We start from the raw sequence: 16,365 nt of genomic DNA on the forward strand, positions 1-16,365 counted from the left end.
TACAATGACAGTCAGTACAGCCGACTTAAAAATTACCTGGGAAAAATTGCCAGACGACTTCATTTTAGACGAGCAACCAGTGGAAAATATCGACCAACCCTTGGTAGCCGCCGCCTTGCGCGAAATCTTAGAAATCGCAGGGCTAATTGTAACAGGAATATTAGTTGCCCCAAACATAGGAATTTGCGCTACATTAAACGGCAAGCTAGTTATTAAAGCTCCAGATTGGTTTTATGCCCGCAACGTCCAGCCGCTTTCCAGTCAAGAAATTCGCCGCAGTTACACTCCAAACTTAGAAGGAGACATTCCGGCGATTGTCATGGAATTTTTGTCAGCTAGTCCCAACGATGAATATTCTAGCAAACAAACTTATCCGCAGGGAAAATGGTTTTTTTACGAACAAGTATTGCGAGTTTCAATCTATGCACTTTTTGAGCCTGCCGCTGGAGTGTTAGAAGTCTACCAGTTGGATTCATCAGGAAAGTATGAAGTACAACCACCAGATTTAAACGGCCGTTATTGGATTGCAGGAGTTGGGTTATTTCTGGGGGTTTGGCAGGGAACAAAAGCCGAAAGAACGGGATATTGGTTGCGGTGGTGGGATGAGAGCGGAGAAATGTTATTGTGGGGAGCAGAGATGGTAGAAAGGGAAAGGCAGCAAAGGGATCTCGCTCAACAGCAAGCCGAACAAGAACGAGAACGATCGGAAAGATTAGCCGCCCAATTAAGAGCAGCAGGCCTTGAACCAGAAGCCTAATGCAATAATGAGCAATTTAAAATTGTCCCTCTGCAATTTAAGATTGCTCATTAATTAAAAAGTATTGGCTAAGATCGCAAAAATCAATATTTATCTGCGTTAATCCACGTTCATCTGCCTTCATCAGCGGTTCAAAATTACATTCAGGAGACAGCAAAATTGGCAAGAGTAAGAGTGCGGGAACACGTCAATCCCCTATCAATTAGATATCAAGCATCTGCAAGTCCCCCGGATTGGACTAAAATCTATGCCGACTTAAATTTACCGCTGCATTTAGATATTGGCTGCGGCAGAGGACGGTTTTTGTGGCACATGGCGCAAATCCAAACAGACTGGAACTTTCTCGGATTAGAAATTCGCGAACCTCTGGTAGAAGAAGCGAATCTTTGGCGGGACGAAAAAGGCTTGACAAATTTGCACTATTTGTTTTGCAATGCGAATAGTTCCCTGAAGCCAATTTTAGAAACTTTACCCGCAGGCACTTTGCAGCGAGTTAGCATTCAATTTCCAGATCCGTGGTTCAAGAAAAAGCACCACAAACGGCGGGTGGTGCAGCAGGAATTAGTCAATGAATTGGCAAATTATCTGGCAATTGGTGGGGAAGTTTTTATCCAGTCAGATATTGAAGAAGTAGAAAGAGAAATGTGCGATCGCTTTTCATCTCACCCGATTTTTAAACGTCAAAATGGCGGCGAATGGTTAGCAGAAAATCCCCTGCCTGTGGCTACAGAAAGAGAAATTGCTACTCTGAAACGGGGTGAACCAGTTTATCGAGCACTCTATCAAAAATAATGCTTGCTTTCGCAAACTCACCTTTGTCATAAATGTTATAACTTACATCTTGCACCTTGGTTAGGAACAGGCAAGATGCCTGTTCCACAAAACTTAATTTTCTTGTGGAACGGGCCGGAGAGCCCGTTCATAAAAGAATTATTTCTAACTTAAACCCAAGACGGCAGCCACATCCGAATATTGAATTCCCACTTCGACAAAGGCAGTCCCAAATAGATAGGCATCCAGAAAATAAAAGCACCCAAAACCAGAAAAATAATTGTTACCCCCATCCCTCGGAGTCTAGTTTGAGGGCTGTGCAGCCACCTGTCAACCCACCAAGCAAGTGCTAAGCCTGAAAACACAGAACAGCCCATATAATGGTATAAAAATATGCAGCGAGTCACCTTCACCCAAGGCAGCAAATTAGCGGCCCAATTAACTATTAAATATAACCCCAGCCACATTTCAGCAGTCGGCGGAAACAAAATCGGCTGCTGCTGTTCTATCCTTTCAACAGAAGCCTCGTTGCGCGTTTGCAGCCACACCAAAATTCGGTGAACTAAAACTCCTATTACTAGCAGTAAAGCTAAGGTTGACAGCCACCAAAGGAAGGGATTTCCCATTGCATGAACGTCAAAAATTACCTCAGTTGCACCTTCAGGTAAAGGCGGCAAAACCGGATCTGATTGTGCATTGTTGCTAGCTTTTTTGAAGAAGTAAACTATCGGGCGCAGCATCAACGGCCAGCCGTACCACGCGGAACAGTAAGGATGCACATCTGGGCCACTTTTAATCCGCTGGTGATAAGTCAAGATTTCCGTTTGCATCTGCCAGAAATTGGGAGTTGGATTAAAGTGCAGGTGAGGAATCCAAGAGATGCTGTAAACTAGAATAGGAATAATAGCTAGACTCAAGCAGAGTTCTATAAAATTGAGTTTAGTCAGTTTTTGTACTGGACTTTCGGCAGGAATTAGAGGTGAATCTACCTCGCGGCTTTGTTCTTCATTTCCTCTGTTACCCTGGATAAAACGAACGACCCAAGCACAGATTAAAATTAGATAAGTACCGAAAAGGAACCATAATCCGTTCCATTTGATAGCCGCAGATGCGCCGAAACCTATTCCGGCGAGTACCAGCCAAAGCCAGCGCTTTTTGCCTTCGGCTTCTACGGATTTTAAAATAAATAACTGACCTAAAATTCCAAATAAAACCAGATAAATGTTGTTCAGCGCGTAGCGAGACTCAACTAAAAACAGACCGTCGCAAGCGATCAATAAAGCAGCAATAAAAGCAAAGGTGCGGCGCGGAACTAGCTGATAAGCCAGGGTTCCCACAACTAGCGGAATAAAGGAACCTGTAAGAGCATTCAGCCAACGGTAATCCCAAGGAGAAAGCAGGGAACCAGCCATACTGTTGACGGCTGTTTTGCCGAAGGGAAGGTGAGTGCCAATCCAAATGCCGATCGCAATTATGTACTGGCTCAGAGGCGGGTGAGCGTTGAAAAAAGGAGTTTTTGTGAGATAATTGTTGGCAAATTTAGCGTAATAAACCTCGTCAAATACTAAAGTGTTAAATCGCTCTAGTTCCCAAAAGCGGAGAGTTAAGGAAAATAGAAAGATGCCGAGCATTGCTAGGGAGAAAATAACATTCGATTTGTTAAATTGTTTTTTCTTGATTTTCATAAAACAGCAGCAAATAATAGATACTAAATTTGAGGGCGATCGCTAATTTAAAATTCCTGAGTTGAGAGTAACGTAAAATAGGACTTGTGCAGAAACCGAATTTTTAATTATAAACCGGGTTTTTTGGAAAAACCCAGTTTCTTAAACCCGGTTTATAATAATGCTTGGAGAGTGCAGCGAGAAGCAGTAGCGACTATTGTTTCACCAAATACTCCCGATCTAATTGGCAAGCAGGAAGGAAAAGGGTGCATCACAAGGTGCGATAGATTATGATAGCAGCTAATCATGTCTTTTTTGAGCGAGTGCTTATGAATCCCATACTTTCGATTTGGGGGCGTTGGGGGTTAGCTGTAGGTGCGACTATCCTGATGGGATCTGCCGCGGCGCCAAATCCCCAGACATTTGAAACTTTTGCTGATTTTTGTACAAACAAAGAGAATTTGCCCCCTGGAACCAGACATACGGTGGAGGTGTTGCTATCAAAAGCAAAAACACAAGAGTGCGATCGCGCTCAAACAGCACTGACTAATCTCACAGAACTTTCCCTAATTCGCAATCAAATAGTCGATATCAAACCATTATCAAAATTCACCAATCTGAGAGAGCTCAACCTCAGTACAAATCAAATAACAGATGTGCAACCCTTATCGGGACTGACTAATCTGAGATCCCTCGTCCTCAATTTCAATCAAATCTCAGACGTGAAACCATTATCGGGGCTGACTAATCTGACAGACCTTTTCCTCGAAGCTAATCAAATCGTAGATGTAAAACCTTTAGCGGGATTAACTAATCTAACAAAGCTGTCCCTCGAAGCTAATCAAATTGTAGATGTGACACCTTTATCGAGAATGACTGAGTTAAATTTTCTTTATTTGGGTGACAATCAAATCTCAGACGTGAAACCATTATCGGGACTGACTAATCTCACACTACTTTACCTAGCTGACAATCAAATAGTCGATATCAAACCATTATCAAAATTCACCAATCTGAGAAGGCTCAACCTCAGTATAAATCAAATAACAGATGTGCAACCCTTATCGGGACTGACTAATCTGAGCTCTCTCGTCCTCAATTTCAATCAAATCTCAGACGTGAAACCATTATCGGGGCTGACTAATCTGACAGACCTTTTCCTCGAAGCCAATCAAATCGTAGATGTAAAACCTTTAGTTGGATTAACTAATCTAACAAAGCTGTCCCTCGCATCTAATCAAATTTTAGATGTGACACCTTTATCGAGAATGACTGAGTTAAATTTTCTTTATTTGGGTGACAATAAAATTGCAGATGTGAAACCATTATCGGGATTTGCCAATCTGATACTGCTTTTCCTCGAATCCAATCAAATCGCAGATATCAAACCTTTAGCGGGATTGACAAATCTGACCGCCCTACACCTCAGTAGAAATCAAATCGCAGATATCAAACCTTTAGCGGGATTGGTATATCTGACCACCCTCGATGTCAGTAGAAATCAAATCCCGGATGGAGAAGCCGATCGATTAATTGAGAAAAACAAACAACGATTAAATCAAAAAACAGATGAAGCCGAGCGATTGGTTGAGGAAGCTGGGCGACTATTCGATCGGGAAACAGCAGCATCTTACCAGGAGGCATTGCAAAAGTTTGATGCAGCGCGTTCGCTTTATCAAATGCTTAGAAATCGGGACAAGGAAGCTAAGACGCTGAATATAATGGGCTTGATTAGTAATAGATTAGGAGAAAGACAGCAAGCCCTGAACTACTACAAGCAAGCCCTTTCTGGGTCTCAGACTGTAGGCGATCGCCAGATGCAAGCCCTCATCCTCAACAATATCGGCGCCTTCTACTATGCTTTGGGAGAGAAACAGCAAGCCATCGACTACTATAACCAAGTCCTTTCCTTAATTCGGGAAATGGGCGATCGCCCTGAAGCAAGTATCAACCTCAGCAACATCTCGAACCTACCCGCAAACAGCGATAGATCTTCGGTCAATCGCACTGCGGAAGCCACCACACTCAACAACATCGGCTTAGCCTACAAAGATTTTGGAGAAAAACAGAAAGCAAAAGAGTATTTTAACCAAGCCCTTACCTTATTCCGCGCTATGGGCGATCGGACTAAGGAAGCCACTATCCTCAACAATATTGGCTTAGTCTATTCAGATTTGGGAGAAAAACAAACAGCCCTCGACTACTACAAACAAGCCCTAGATTTGAGACAAAAAGCGGGCGATAGGCGTGGAGAAGCCAACAGCCTCAACAATGTAGGTAATACTTACTCAGAATTGGGAAAACTGGAGAAAGCAGAAGAATATTTCAACCAAGCCCTGCCGCTGTTTCGCACTGTGGGCGATCGTCCTGGGGAAGCCCTCACCCTCTACAATAGGGCTATTCTCAAAGGCGATCGAGGCAATTTAATCGCAGCCATCACTGACATTGAAACCTCCATCAAAATCATCGAAAACCTCCGCACAAAAATTACCAACCACGAGCTCCGCATCTCATACTTTGCCACCGTACAACACTATTACCAGTTATACATTGACCTGTTAATGGAACTGCACAAAGCCAATCCCAACTCTGGTTACGATCGCAAAGCCTTAGAAGCCAGCGAAAGTTCCCGCGCCCGCAGCCTCCTAGAACTTCTTCAAGAAGCAAACGCCGATATTCGCCAAGGTGTCGCCCCGGAATTATTGCAGCAAGAACGCAATTTACAACAGCAACTCGATGCCTTAGAAACACGGCGGATCGAAACTATAAGCCGCCCCAATCATACCCCCGCAGAAAAAGCAGAATTAGACCAAAAACGGCAAACTTTACTAGGACAATATCAGGACATTCAAGCCCAAATCCGCTCCACCAGTCCTCGGTACGCCACCCTCACCCAACCGCAACCTCTAACGCTGGCACAGATTCAACAACAAATCCTCGATGACAATACCATTTTACTCCAGTATTCTTTAGGGAAAAATCGCAGCTATCTCTGGGCTGTGACTAAAACCAGTATCACCAGTTATGAATTGCCCAAACAGGTTGACATCGAAAAAGCCGCCCGCAATTTCCGCAATGCTGTGACTAGCCCGCTCTACCGAAACATTCCCGCTCGAGTTGCTGAAGCTAACAACACGCTTAGTCAAATTATTTTACAGCCCGTAGCAGCACAACTCGGTCAAAAGCGCCTGCTGATTGTTGGCGATGGCATTCTCAATTACCTCCCCTTTTCCGCCCTTTCGCTCCCCGAAACACCCGGTAAAAATCCGAATCCGCCTTTAATTGTAGACCATGAAATCGTGCTGCTGCCTTCCGCCTCCACCTTGGGAATCTTAAGACAAAACTACAATGACAGACAACCCCCAACTCGGACTTTAGCAATGCTCGCCGATCCAGTTTTTAGCGGTGACGATGAACGAGTCAGAACCCAGTCTAATAGCGCCAATCCCCAAGCAATAGAATCAGTAAATCTCGGTTTAAGCCGCTCTAGCCGCGCCAATAACATACAGTTGAGCCGTTTAAAATTTACACGCCAAGAAGCTCAAATCATTCAAGCGTTAGTTCCGGCCAATTCTCGCACCGCATCTTTGGATTTTGCAGCCAGCCGCGCCGCAGCAACCAGTCAGAACTTAAGCCAATATAAAATCATTCATTTTGCCACTCACGGTTTAGCGAATAGCACTAACCCGGAACTATCAGGAATCATCTTGTCGCTGATAGATGAAAAGGGCAACCCTTTAAACGGATTCCTGCGACTTACTGATATTTTCAATCTGAAGTTAGCAGCCGATTTAGTAGTGTTAAGTGCCTGTCAAACCGGATTAGGGCAGAACATCCAAGGCGAGGGCATGGTAGGATTAACGCGGGGATTTATGTATGCAGGGGCGAAGCGAGTTGTGGTGAGTTTATGGAATGTGGATGATGAAGGAACGGCTAACTTAATGTCGAGTTTCTATCAGGGAATGCTGCAAAAAGGGTTAACGCCAGCGGCTGCTTTAAGGGCGGCGCAACTCGAAATGTGGAAGCAGGAAAAGTGGCGTTCTCCTTATTATTGGGCGGCTTTTAACCTTCAGGGGGAATGGCGATAAATTTTATGAAAGAAACCAGCATTAATTCCAATTCCGGGCGACTGTAAGTCGGGCGAGAACTTTTTGCGGTGAATCTGGATACCAAAAAAAAGCGGTTCTGCTTGTCGCAGAACCGCCGTCACAGAGGATGAAAAATCAAAACTTAACGCACAGCGCCCTGTACTGAAGGTGATTCAATTGTTTTCATGAAGTACAGCTTCACTAATTGCCAGCCGTTCGACAGATACAAAGGCAATTTTTGGAAGAATTGCAAGAATTTCGGAGTATTAGAAGCAACAATTGCAGTCAACTTCTGATTGTTCTTGAGGCAAATATCCAGCCGTTCATAAAATTCTGGATTGTTCACGTCCAGCATGACGGGGAATACGCGGCCTGCTGTTTCGTTGGTCTTTTTAATCACTTCGATGTCGTATTCGCGAGCATCGAGACCGAGCGATCGATAAAAACCCGCGCGCTGGATATCATTGAGATACATTGTCGCGAACACTGACAGCAAGAAGAAACGGCACCAAAGCTTAGCGCGCCAATCGTTCAACATCTGAGGCTGAGCTCTCATCACGGCATCGAAGAAATCTCCGTGGCGGTTTTCATCCTGGCACCAATTTTCAAAGAATCGGAAAATCGGATAAATCTGGTCTTCAGGATGGGCTTTTAAGTGCTGATAAATCGTGATGTAGCGCCAATAACCGATCTTTTCAGACAAGTAAGTCGCGTAGAAAATAAACTTCGGCTTAAAGAATGTGTAACTGCGGCTCTTTGTCAAGAAACCTAAATCCAGGGACAAATTAAAGTCGGACAGCGCTTTGTTGAGGAATCCGGCGTGCCGCGCTTCGTCGCGCGACATCAGGTTGAAACCCTCGGCGAGCACTGGATTTTTGTCTTTGAGCCTGCGTCCCAATTCTTTGTAAAGCAAGAACCCAGAAAACTCAGCGGTGCATGAACGTTCTAGAAACTCAATGAACAACTGGCGTTTTTCGCCGTCAATGTGATCCCAAGATTGAGCGAACTCCTCATCCCGCACGAAGTGGTTTTTGTTGTAGTCAACGCGGAACTCTTGGATAATTGCTTCTAGTTCGGCTTCATTTACCGAGATGTCCATTTTGGCCATCTCGTCAAAATCTGTTGTGTAAAATCTCGGCGTGAGAATAGTTTCTTTGGCTGGGGCTTTCACTCCCGGCCGCAGTTCTTCAAAAGTGGGTTTTTTGAGGGAATCTACCATATTTTTATTGGATTTCTGCTTATAACTACTCGCTTGTTTCCATTGTCGGGTACTGCGGGCGATCGCGCTCGTGTATTTCCGGCCAGCGCTGGCGGCGCGCTTGGTTTGGCGCTCCGTGTGGAATCCAGGTCTAAGCTGCTGTAATTTCCACGCCCTCCAGTTTACCAAGCTCTCGCCCGCGCAAATATGTTGCGGGCGTTAAGAATTGCTACGCAAAATTACTCATGGGGCATGGGGCATGGGGCATGGGGCATGGGGCATGGGGCATAGGGCATGGGGAATTGGTAGTAAATAAACAATAACTTCGGACTATGCACAAATATCTGCTGGTGTCAAACTGTTCAAAGACCAGATAGAAAGTACAAAATGTATACAGGGACTCCAATTCTTAGAATTATCAGGCAGGACGGTCAGAAAATGAGCAATTTAGGTGTTAGTTACCTTTTATGGGCAGCTTGTTTTTTCGGCCCATTCGGACTCCACCGCCTCTACAACGGCAAGATTGGTACGGGTTTGCTGTGGCTGTTTACCTTTGGTTTGTTTGGGTTTGGGCAATTGTTTGACTTGCTGCTGCTGCCGAACATGGTGGACGAACGCAATGCCAGTCTCAGGGGCAAACTCGGCGTATCTCGCGAAGGTATACCGCTATATCCAGTCAGCGGGGCGATCGCCGCGACATACCCCAAGCCAACTCCAGACCAGTTAGGGGTTAAACTCCTGAAGGCAGCTTATACCAAGAACGGAAGATTATCTGTTACCCAAGGGGTGATGGCAACCGGCGCTACTTTTGCCGAAGTGGAAGAGGCTTTCACGGCAATGCTCAAAACGGGTTATGTGAGTATCGAGAACGATGCCGTAACTGGCGTTGTGATCTACCACTTTCACGAACTTTAGCTGCTGCGGGTGCGTTACCTATGGGATTTGGTCTATTTTTCCAGAAGCTAATCGCTGACGCACCCTACTACTTGATATTGCTTACCGAGCAGTTATTGGGGTTTTTCGAGTAAGCATTGCCGACAAAATCGGCTAGAATGTTTGTTTGTCTATATAAGCAAGCAAAAAGTATTTAGCGTCATGGCAGTCCCTAAGAAGAAAACCTCCAAATCCAAGAAGAATATGCGTAAGGCCACATGGAAGCGCAAAGCTGTAGTGGCAGCTCAGAAAGCTCTGTCTCTGGGCAAATCTGTTCTAACTGGACGTTCCAACAGCTTCGTGTATCCCGGCAATGAAGAAGAGGAGGAAGAATAGAAACGGAATACCGGGCATGGGGCGAACCCGATGCCCGATCGATCAATCCTTTTTTGCTGCTGGTAAAATCAGCATGGCATCGCCAAAGGAATAAAAGCGGTACTGATGCTCGATCGCTTCTCGGTACAAATCCAACAGCCGAAGCCTTCCAATCATCGCACTTATCATCATCATCAAAGTAGAGCGGGGCAAGTGAAAATTGGTAATCATCCCCTCTACAACCCGCCACTTGTAACCAGGGTAGATAAACAAATGGGTCGGGCCACAAAAAGGTTGCAAGGAAAAATCGCCACTCGCGGCTGCGGCTCCCTCTAAAGCTCGCACTGCTGTTGTACCCACGGCAATGATCCGCCCGCCTCTGGCTTTAGTTTCCCGGATTTTTTCAACGGTGCCGGGGGGTACTTCCACCCATTCGCCGTGCATTTTGTGAGCCGTCACGTCTGCTACCTCCACCGGGCGAAACGTCCCTACTCCGACGTGTAAGGTGACAAAAGTTTTTTCGATTCCCCGCTGTTCCAAGCGGCTGAACAATTCTTCGGTGAAGTGCAGGCCTGCTGTGGGGGCCGCCACCGCCCCAAGGCGATCGGCATAAACAGTCTGGTACTGTTCCGCTGAAGCTTGGGAATTTTCGATGTAGGGTGGCAGGGGTACGTGGCCGTATTCGTCCAAAAACTTCACCAGATTCTCATCAGTGGGGATGTCAAACTCCAGCAGCCGTCCCCCTGTTGCGTCGTCCCTCTCTATAACTGTTGCAGTCAATCGACGACGATGGGGGGGCATCGTGGCATCGGGAAGGCAGCAGCAAGGAGCTGTGGTCGAGTCCTCACAGGCAGGGGCGATGGGATCAAACTCAATTTTTGCTCCCAACTTTAAGCGTTTCCCCGGTTTAACCAAAGCCAGCCAACAGTTGTGCTGCCGTTCTTCCATCAACAATATCTCCACAGCCGGGCCGTTGGGTTTGTGCCCGTAGAGTCTCGCTGGCAGCACGCGGGTGTTGTTGAGTACCAGCAAGTCGCCCGGTTGCAGCAAATCGGGTAAATCCCTGAAAATCCGGTGTTGGTGGCTGCTGGGAGAATCTACAGCCAGCAAGCGAGAACTGTCCCTCGGCACTACGGGATTTTGGGCAATGCGCGAGGGCGGGAGTTCGTAGTCGTAGCCGTCCAAAGACCAGTCCATCTCTGTCATCGAGTGAATTCCTGTGCGATCGATCTGTCAACTGGGTAACAAATTGGGTAAAAACCCCCATTCAAAGTCGGGTGCTTTTCCCCTTGTGGTGGCGGGTAGAGTCCGCGACGATAGAGGTATAGCATCAGCTTTGCTCATAAGGCTCATAAGGATCGTTATGGAATACCTCTACTACATCGCCAATACTAGCCTTACTCTGAGAGTCGTGGATTACCTACGCACGGCTCATCATCTTCCTTTGCAATTTATCACTGTTATTCACCAAATTGACGGATGGGTGGTAAAGGTGAAAATGAGCCAATATTTAACTCCCGAAATGCACGGGGATTTTCGGGCTTTTATGAACGAACTCGGGATTCCTTACGATCCTGAAATTCGCTTGCAAATGGCGCTTTGGAGTTTGGAAACGGGACAGTCGCCGCTGAGCGTGATGCGCCGCTACCAGGTGGCAGTGGTTTGTCACGGCTGCCCTGACCGCAAAGAAATTGAAGCGTTTCGCCAGCAGTTTGTCAAGGGTCTGGGATATTGCCCGGAAACTCTGGCCTAGATTGCTACGCATATACATTAACTGTGATGGCAGAACAGGAGAGGGAGAGAATGGGCAAGCGGGAGAAGATTTAACGCTTTTTTCAGCTCCGTTAAATCTCAAGAGAAAAATGCGCGACAGCCTAGGCAAGTTAACAATTAAAAATTACCTACTGGCATTGGTTTGAGATTTTACCCTCTAAATTTTAATTATATATTTTTAAATGCTAAAAGCCGAGCGAATGTATTCTTGCAGGGTGAGTCGGTAGTTACCTGCAACGGCGGATAGAGAATGCGCTGCAGTTAATGGTGGTAATATTTGCTTAGTGTTTTGTTGTAAAGGTTCGCACCTGACTAAAGCGACATCAAAACGACAATAATTATTGGCTAAATCTGCATGAGTGCTTAAAAATATTTCGGCTGTTTGCCAAAGTTTGGCTTGTTTTGTGGTATTAATAGCCAACATTCCACCAGCATCCCAATTTCCTCGACGGCGAGTTTTTACCTCAACAAATGCTAATGTTTGGGAATGGGGAATGGGGAATGGGGAATGGGGAATGGGGAATGGGGAATTTTCGTTACCTCTGTTGATTTCGCTTTCTTCATCTCTTCCGAGTGCGATGATATCAATCTCTCCCCAGCGACAGTGCCACTGCCGGTGCAGGATTTCCCAACCTTGCTGCTGCAACCAGTCGGCAACTAAGTTTTCTCCCAATGTGCCGATATCCCTAGAGTTTGGGGATTGGGGGGAATTGGAGTCAGCGGTGGCAAGCGGGCGATTCCCTACGGGATAGCTACGCTTGACGCGCTTTCTGGTAGAATTCAATTCTGAACTGTCACGACTGCTCATTAGCTTGAACTTGTATGATGATTTCTCGAATTCGCCAACATATTTATACTTTCTTGCTGAGTTTTGTTATTTTAGCAGTAATTGCCGCTGGGGCGATCGGTATTAATCCCGCACCTGCTTTCGCTTTGGATCACGACAAAGAAATCCTAGTCGGCGCTGATTTTACTGGCCAAGTTCTGACTGACGACAGCTTTAATAAAGCCAATCTTCGCAACAGCAATTTTACTAATGCAGATTTGCGGGGCGTCAGCTTTTTTGCAGCCAATATGGAAGAAGCAAATTTAGAAGGCGCTAATTTCACGGGTGCGACTTTAGATTTGGCTCGCATGATGAAAGCGAATTTAACTAATGCTATCCTTGAGGGTGCTTTCGCTTACAATACCAGGCTGGAAGGAGCTATTATTGACGGTGCTGATTTTACTGAGACACTGCTGCGAGACGATATGATAGAAAAACTTTGTAAAGTGGCAAAAGGTACTAATCCAGTGACAGGTAGAGATACTCGCGAAACTCTTTTTTGCGACTATTAAAATGCTCGTTGAATAAAGGAATAAAGTCCTTAGTACAAACAAGCTTGTACTAAGGAATTTTTTACTTATCTAAGTTAAAACAATGTAACCGCAGGCAACCTTCCAACATCTATCGAACGAGTCATCCCCAATCTAAAATCTAAAATCTAAAAGAGTATTAGCCCCAAGGTACGGATGTTAAATCGTAAAAATTAACTTGACGCAGCCTCTCTAATTCCTTGAGCCATTCTTGTTCGGCACAGAATAGTTGGTGATATTCTATAGCCTCTTCGCCACTGCTAGCGGCCTTGGCTTTTTCCCACATATTGAGTGCAATCCTGCGGCGCTTCATGCTGATAATTTGCTCGATACAGGCGAGGGCAGATCTAATGACTAGAGGTGCGCGATAAACGTTTCTTTCTGAGAACTCATTTAAGTGAAATAAATGCGAGATTTGATTGAGTTGATTTGGATATTCAATGAAGCTATCTTGCAATTTCAATATTAACTCAGAAGGCGCTACTTGTAAAGACATTTTGTGCAATATTTCTGCATTCACAATCTGGTGCCACAAAAATCTGTGGTGAGAAAGGCTAAACTGTACGTCTCTAGCTTCTATTGCTTCTCTGACATCTTGGCGGTATTCGGGACAGTGCAAATAAATCTGCAATAATTGCGCTTCTGCTTCTTCTAAAAGACTGCGGGCTACGGCAGATAAGCTGGATTTTGAGCTTTTGTTGTCGCTGCTTGCACGTTGCTTTTTATATTGTTTGTTCGGCTTCAGCTTGTTTCTGATTAACAGGGGCATTGTCAATGATTCGTCTTGACTCTGCCGCTTTGCCCAATCGCTAACTACTTGATTGAGCAAGTTTTCAGCGATCATTTTTGTGAGTCTAAAATCTCCTTTGCTGAGAATTTCTGCACATTTTTGCAGGTAATGTGCTAACTGATTGTCGTCAGTGATATTGGTTAATAAATTAATGATTTTTTTGGTGACTTGCTGGGAAGTATCGGCTTGCTTCAAATCTTGATTGACGAGCATTTGTTGCAATTGCCAGTCGAGCCACAAGGGAGCATTTTCCAGCAATTCTCGATATTGTTCTGGGGAGTATGTTTTGAGATATTCGTCGGCATCTTTGCCGTCGGGAATGTTGAGCACCCGCAGTTGGACTTCTCCTTGATAAGCGAGTTTTTCTATTTCTCCAATAGCGCGTTCTGCTGCTTGAGTTCCTGCTTTGTCGGCGTCGAAGTTGAGGATAATTTGTTTGGAGTCCGTGTACCGCAATAACTGCCGCACTTGGTTTAAACTTAAGGCTGTGCCGAGGGAAGCGACGGCGTTGGAGATGCCTGCTGCTTGAAGTGCGATCGCATCAAAGTACCCCTCTACAACCACTGCGCGATCGGCTTTGCTAATGGCTGTTTTTGCTGTATCTAAGGCGAATAAAGTTTTGCCTTTATCGAAGAGTTCTGTTTCGGGAGAATTGAGGTATTTCGGCTGTTCGTCGCCGAGAGCTCGGCCGCCGAAACCGATTACTCTGCCTTGGGTGTCGCGAATGGGAATCATAATGCGATTGCGGAAGCGATCGTAATAACCGCTGCCGCCATTTTTTCGGGGTACAATTAATCCAGCTTGTTCTACTAATTGCGCCGGATAGTTTTTCTGTTCTACTAAATAACTGTAAAGTGCTTCCCAACCTTGGGGTGCATAACCTAATTGAAATTGTTGGATAGTTTCTTCGCTTAGCTGTCGCTCTGATTTGAGATATGCTAAGGGTTCTTCTCCTTGGGTTTGTCGCAAAGCGTGTTCGTAAAAGTTGGCTGTTAGCGCTGAGATTTCATAGAGTTGTTCCCGCAGAGAAATTTGCCGCTGCAATTCTTGTCGGTGTTCCGGTTCGACAGTTTTGACGGGAACTTGATAATTTTTAGCTAATTCTAATACTACTTCGCTGAAAGAGCGTTTCTCCAATTCCATGAGAAACTTAAAAGCATTGCCACCTGCACCGCAGCCGAAACAATAATACATTTGTTTGCCGGGACTGACAGTAAAGCTGGGAGATTTTTCGTCGTGAAAAGGACACAGACCTACAAATTCTTTGCCGCGTTTTCGCAACACGACGCGACCGGAAATAACGTCTACTATGTCGGCTCTTTGTTTGACTTCTTCGATTGTTTCTGGATGCAGCCGGGGAACTTGCATAGGGCTATTTTAGGCAAATTGAAAGTATAGCGGAAGGAAGAAGGAAGTTCGGCAACGAGCAATGTACAAGATGTAACGGATGTCAGGAAGAAGGAATAAGACTCTTCAGCTTTGCCATCTAGTAAACAGAAGGAAGAAGGAAGAAGGAAGAAAATCAATGGTTTTAGCAAGTGAAAAAGTGTTAATCGTCTTAAGGATTGCTATATGTTTATTTTGAGCGATCGCACTTTAGTAAATTATAAAACTGACTTTCAGGAATTGCACACAAAAACTCAAGCGTTCCGGTTTTTTGTACCAGGGCTGATCGCTGTTAATATGTGTTTTCTTTAAAAACCAGGTTTCTCCGTAAGGCATAACTTTATTGTAAGATATTTACACTAACTGTAAGGAGCATCGAAAATAATGCGAATTTTAATGATGGGCGGTACTCGGTTTATTGGGGTTTATCTTACTAAGATTTTAGCAGCACAAGGGCATGAAGTGGTGTTGTTTAACCGGGGCAACAAGCCTGTACCGGTGGCGGGCGTAAAACAGATTCAGGGCGATCGCACAAATGTCGAACAACTAAAAGAAAAGTTATCGACGGTCGAGTTTGACGCGGTTTTTGACAACAACGGCCGCGAACTCAGCGATACAAAGCCTTTAGCTGAAATATTTAAACGGCGGGTGCAGCACTTTGTTTACATGAGCTCTGCGGGGGTTTATTTGAAATCGGATCAAATGCCTCATATCGAAGGGGACGCTACTGATCCTAAAAGTCGGCACTTGGGTAAATGCGAAACCGAAAATTACTTGGCCGAGTCCGGTTTGCCTTGGACTTCGATTCGTCCGACTTACATTTACGGCCCCCAAAATTATAACGATTTAGAGGCTTGGTTTTTCGATCGCATTGCGCGCGATCGACCGATTCCGATTCCCGGTAACGGAATGCACTTCACGCAGTTGGGGCACTGTCAGGATTTGGCTAAAGCAATGGCGGCGGTTTTGGGGAACGAAAGGGCGATCGGGCAAATTTACAACGTTTCGGGCGATCGATTTGTCACCTTTGACGGTTTAGCCCGCGCCTGCATTCAAGCGGCAGGCAAATCCCCTGATGCTATTAAGATTGTACACTACGATCCGAAACAATTTGACTTCGGCAAAAAGAAAGCTTTCCCGATGAGATTGCAGCACTTTTTTGCTTCAGTTAATAAAGCTGTCACCGATCTTAGCTGGAAGCCGGAGTTTGACTTAGTTTCGGGGCTAAAAGATTCATTCCAGAATGATTATCTCATTTCGGGACGGGACAAAGCCGAGATAGATTTTTCAGTCGATGATGAGATTTTGAAAGCCGTTTAAAGTAGAATTAAAGT

The 16,365-nt window shown here is 45.3% G+C and carries 13 protein-coding genes; 8 read left to right on the forward strand and 5 right to left on the reverse strand.

The features are described from left to right. Positions 1 to 4: 4 nt before the first annotated feature. On the forward strand, positions 5 to 757 hold the full coding sequence (locus tag Q5691_RS01780; RefSeq protein WP_333343807.1) for a Uma2 family endonuclease: 753 nt from the start codon (positions 5 to 7) through the stop codon (positions 755 to 757). Between the two features lie 159 nt (positions 758 to 916). Beyond that, the gene (trmB, locus tag Q5691_RS01785) at positions 917 to 1,549 is read left to right on the forward strand and encodes a tRNA (guanosine(46)-N7)-methyltransferase TrmB (RefSeq protein ID WP_333209314.1); all 633 of its coding nucleotides are present in this window, start codon (positions 917 to 919) and stop codon (positions 1,547 to 1,549) included. Positions 1,550 to 1,698: 149 nt separating this feature from the next. On the opposite strand, the gene Q5691_RS01790 is transcribed toward trmB, so the two are convergent. Next, complete coding sequence (locus Q5691_RS01790) at positions 1,699 to 3,213, reverse strand: phospholipid carrier-dependent glycosyltransferase (RefSeq protein WP_333227584.1); 1,515 nt, start codon at positions 3,211 to 3,213, stop codon at positions 1,699 to 1,701. 308 nt (positions 3,214 to 3,521) lie between these two features. Between Q5691_RS01790 and Q5691_RS01795 the strand changes: the two genes are divergently transcribed. Beyond that, positions 3,522 to 7,280: a CHAT domain-containing protein gene (locus Q5691_RS01795; RefSeq protein ID WP_333343808.1), complete on the forward strand. Its 3,759-nt coding sequence runs from the start codon at positions 3,522 to 3,524 to the stop codon at positions 7,278 to 7,280. Positions 7,281 to 7,422: 142 nt separating this feature from the next. On the opposite strand, the gene acsF is transcribed toward Q5691_RS01795, so the two are convergent. Continuing rightward, a complete protein-coding gene (acsF, locus tag Q5691_RS01800) occupies positions 7,423 to 8,499 on the reverse strand; it encodes a magnesium-protoporphyrin IX monomethyl ester (oxidative) cyclase (RefSeq protein ID WP_333309872.1) in 1,077 nt (358 codons plus the stop codon). A 417-nt stretch (positions 8,500 to 8,916) separates the two neighbouring features. Here acsF and Q5691_RS01805 point away from each other — a divergent pair, with 417 nt between their 5' ends. Both Q5691_RS01805 and rpmF read left to right on the forward strand, forming a co-directional pair. Then, positions 8,917 to 9,393, forward strand: a complete 477-nt coding sequence (locus Q5691_RS01805) for a TM2 domain-containing protein (protein WP_333209224.1) — start codon at positions 8,917 to 8,919, stop codon at positions 9,391 to 9,393. A gap of 180 nt (positions 9,394 to 9,573) precedes the next feature. Continuing rightward, positions 9,574 to 9,747 (forward strand): 50S ribosomal protein L32, encoded by a 174-nt coding sequence (rpmF, locus tag Q5691_RS01810; RefSeq protein ID WP_006632406.1) that lies wholly within the window; start codon positions 9,574 to 9,576, stop codon positions 9,745 to 9,747. A 42-nt stretch (positions 9,748 to 9,789) separates the two neighbouring features. Here the strand turns inward: rpmF and queA are convergent, their stop codons facing one another. Continuing rightward, the gene (queA, locus tag Q5691_RS01815; RefSeq protein ID WP_333209226.1) at positions 9,790 to 10,932 is read right to left on the reverse strand and encodes a tRNA preQ1(34) S-adenosylmethionine ribosyltransferase-isomerase QueA; all 1,143 of its coding nucleotides are present in this window, start codon (positions 10,930 to 10,932) and stop codon (positions 9,790 to 9,792) included. A gap of 157 nt (positions 10,933 to 11,089) precedes the next feature. Here queA and Q5691_RS01820 point away from each other — a divergent pair, with 157 nt between their 5' ends. Continuing rightward, a complete protein-coding gene (locus tag Q5691_RS01820) occupies positions 11,090 to 11,479 on the forward strand; it encodes a hypothetical protein (protein WP_333057186.1) in 390 nt (129 codons plus the stop codon). 198 nt (positions 11,480 to 11,677) lie between these two features. Here the strand turns inward: Q5691_RS01820 and Q5691_RS01825 are convergent, their stop codons facing one another. Further along, positions 11,678 to 12,307: a YraN family protein gene (locus tag Q5691_RS01825; RefSeq protein ID WP_333209228.1), complete on the reverse strand. Its 630-nt coding sequence runs from the start codon at positions 12,305 to 12,307 to the stop codon at positions 11,678 to 11,680. Between the two features lie 14 nt (positions 12,308 to 12,321). Here Q5691_RS01825 and Q5691_RS01830 point away from each other — a divergent pair, with 14 nt between their 5' ends. Continuing rightward, positions 12,322 to 12,837: a pentapeptide repeat-containing protein gene (locus Q5691_RS01830; protein WP_333042425.1), complete on the forward strand. Its 516-nt coding sequence runs from the start codon at positions 12,322 to 12,324 to the stop codon at positions 12,835 to 12,837. Positions 12,838 to 12,994: 157 nt separating this feature from the next. On the opposite strand, the gene dnaG is transcribed toward Q5691_RS01830, so the two are convergent. After that, positions 12,995 to 15,013, reverse strand: a complete 2,019-nt coding sequence (gene dnaG, locus Q5691_RS01835) for a DNA primase (RefSeq protein ID WP_333343809.1) — start codon at positions 15,011 to 15,013, stop codon at positions 12,995 to 12,997. A 402-nt stretch (positions 15,014 to 15,415) separates the two neighbouring features. On the opposite strand from dnaG, the gene Q5691_RS01840 reads away from it, so the two are divergent. Continuing rightward, positions 15,416 to 16,351: an NAD-dependent epimerase/dehydratase family protein gene (locus tag Q5691_RS01840; RefSeq protein WP_333343810.1), complete on the forward strand. Its 936-nt coding sequence runs from the start codon at positions 15,416 to 15,418 to the stop codon at positions 16,349 to 16,351. Positions 16,352 to 16,365 lie beyond the last annotated feature (14 nt).

The sequence above is a fragment of the Microcoleus sp. w1-18aA5 genome (assembly GCF_036701705.1).
Taxonomy (GTDB): domain Bacteria; phylum Cyanobacteriota; class Cyanobacteriia; order Cyanobacteriales; family Microcoleaceae; genus Microcoleus.

Coding starts and splice junctions, on each gene's coding strand:
- Q5691_RS01790 (WP_333227584.1), bottom strand. CDS start 3,213: ATGAAAATCAAGAAAAAACAATTTAACAAATCGAATGTTATTTTCTCC.
- dnaG (WP_333343809.1), bottom strand. CDS start 15,013: ATGCAAGTTCCCCGGCTGCATCCAGAAACAATCGAAGAAGTCAAACAA.
- rpmF (WP_006632406.1), top strand. CDS start 9,574: ATGGCAGTCCCTAAGAAGAAAACCTCCAAATCCAAGAAGAATATGCGT.
- Q5691_RS01795 (WP_333343808.1), top strand. CDS start 3,522: ATGAATCCCATACTTTCGATTTGGGGGCGTTGGGGGTTAGCTGTAGGT.
- queA (WP_333209226.1), bottom strand. CDS start 10,932: ATGACAGAGATGGACTGGTCTTTGGACGGCTACGACTACGAACTCCCG.
- acsF (WP_333309872.1), bottom strand. CDS start 8,499: ATGGTAGATTCCCTCAAAAAACCCACTTTTGAAGAACTGCGGCCGGGA.
- Q5691_RS01830 (WP_333042425.1), top strand. CDS start 12,322: ATGATGATTTCTCGAATTCGCCAACATATTTATACTTTCTTGCTGAGT.
- Q5691_RS01840 (WP_333343810.1), top strand. CDS start 15,416: ATGCGAATTTTAATGATGGGCGGTACTCGGTTTATTGGGGTTTATCTT.
- Q5691_RS01820 (WP_333057186.1), top strand. CDS start 11,090: ATGGAATACCTCTACTACATCGCCAATACTAGCCTTACTCTGAGAGTC.
- Q5691_RS01780 (WP_333343807.1), top strand. CDS start 5: ATGACAGTCAGTACAGCCGACTTAAAAATTACCTGGGAAAAATTGCCA.
- Q5691_RS01825 (WP_333209228.1), bottom strand. CDS start 12,307: ATGAGCAGTCGTGACAGTTCAGAATTGAATTCTACCAGAAAGCGCGTC.
- Q5691_RS01805 (WP_333209224.1), top strand. CDS start 8,917: ATGAGCAATTTAGGTGTTAGTTACCTTTTATGGGCAGCTTGTTTTTTC.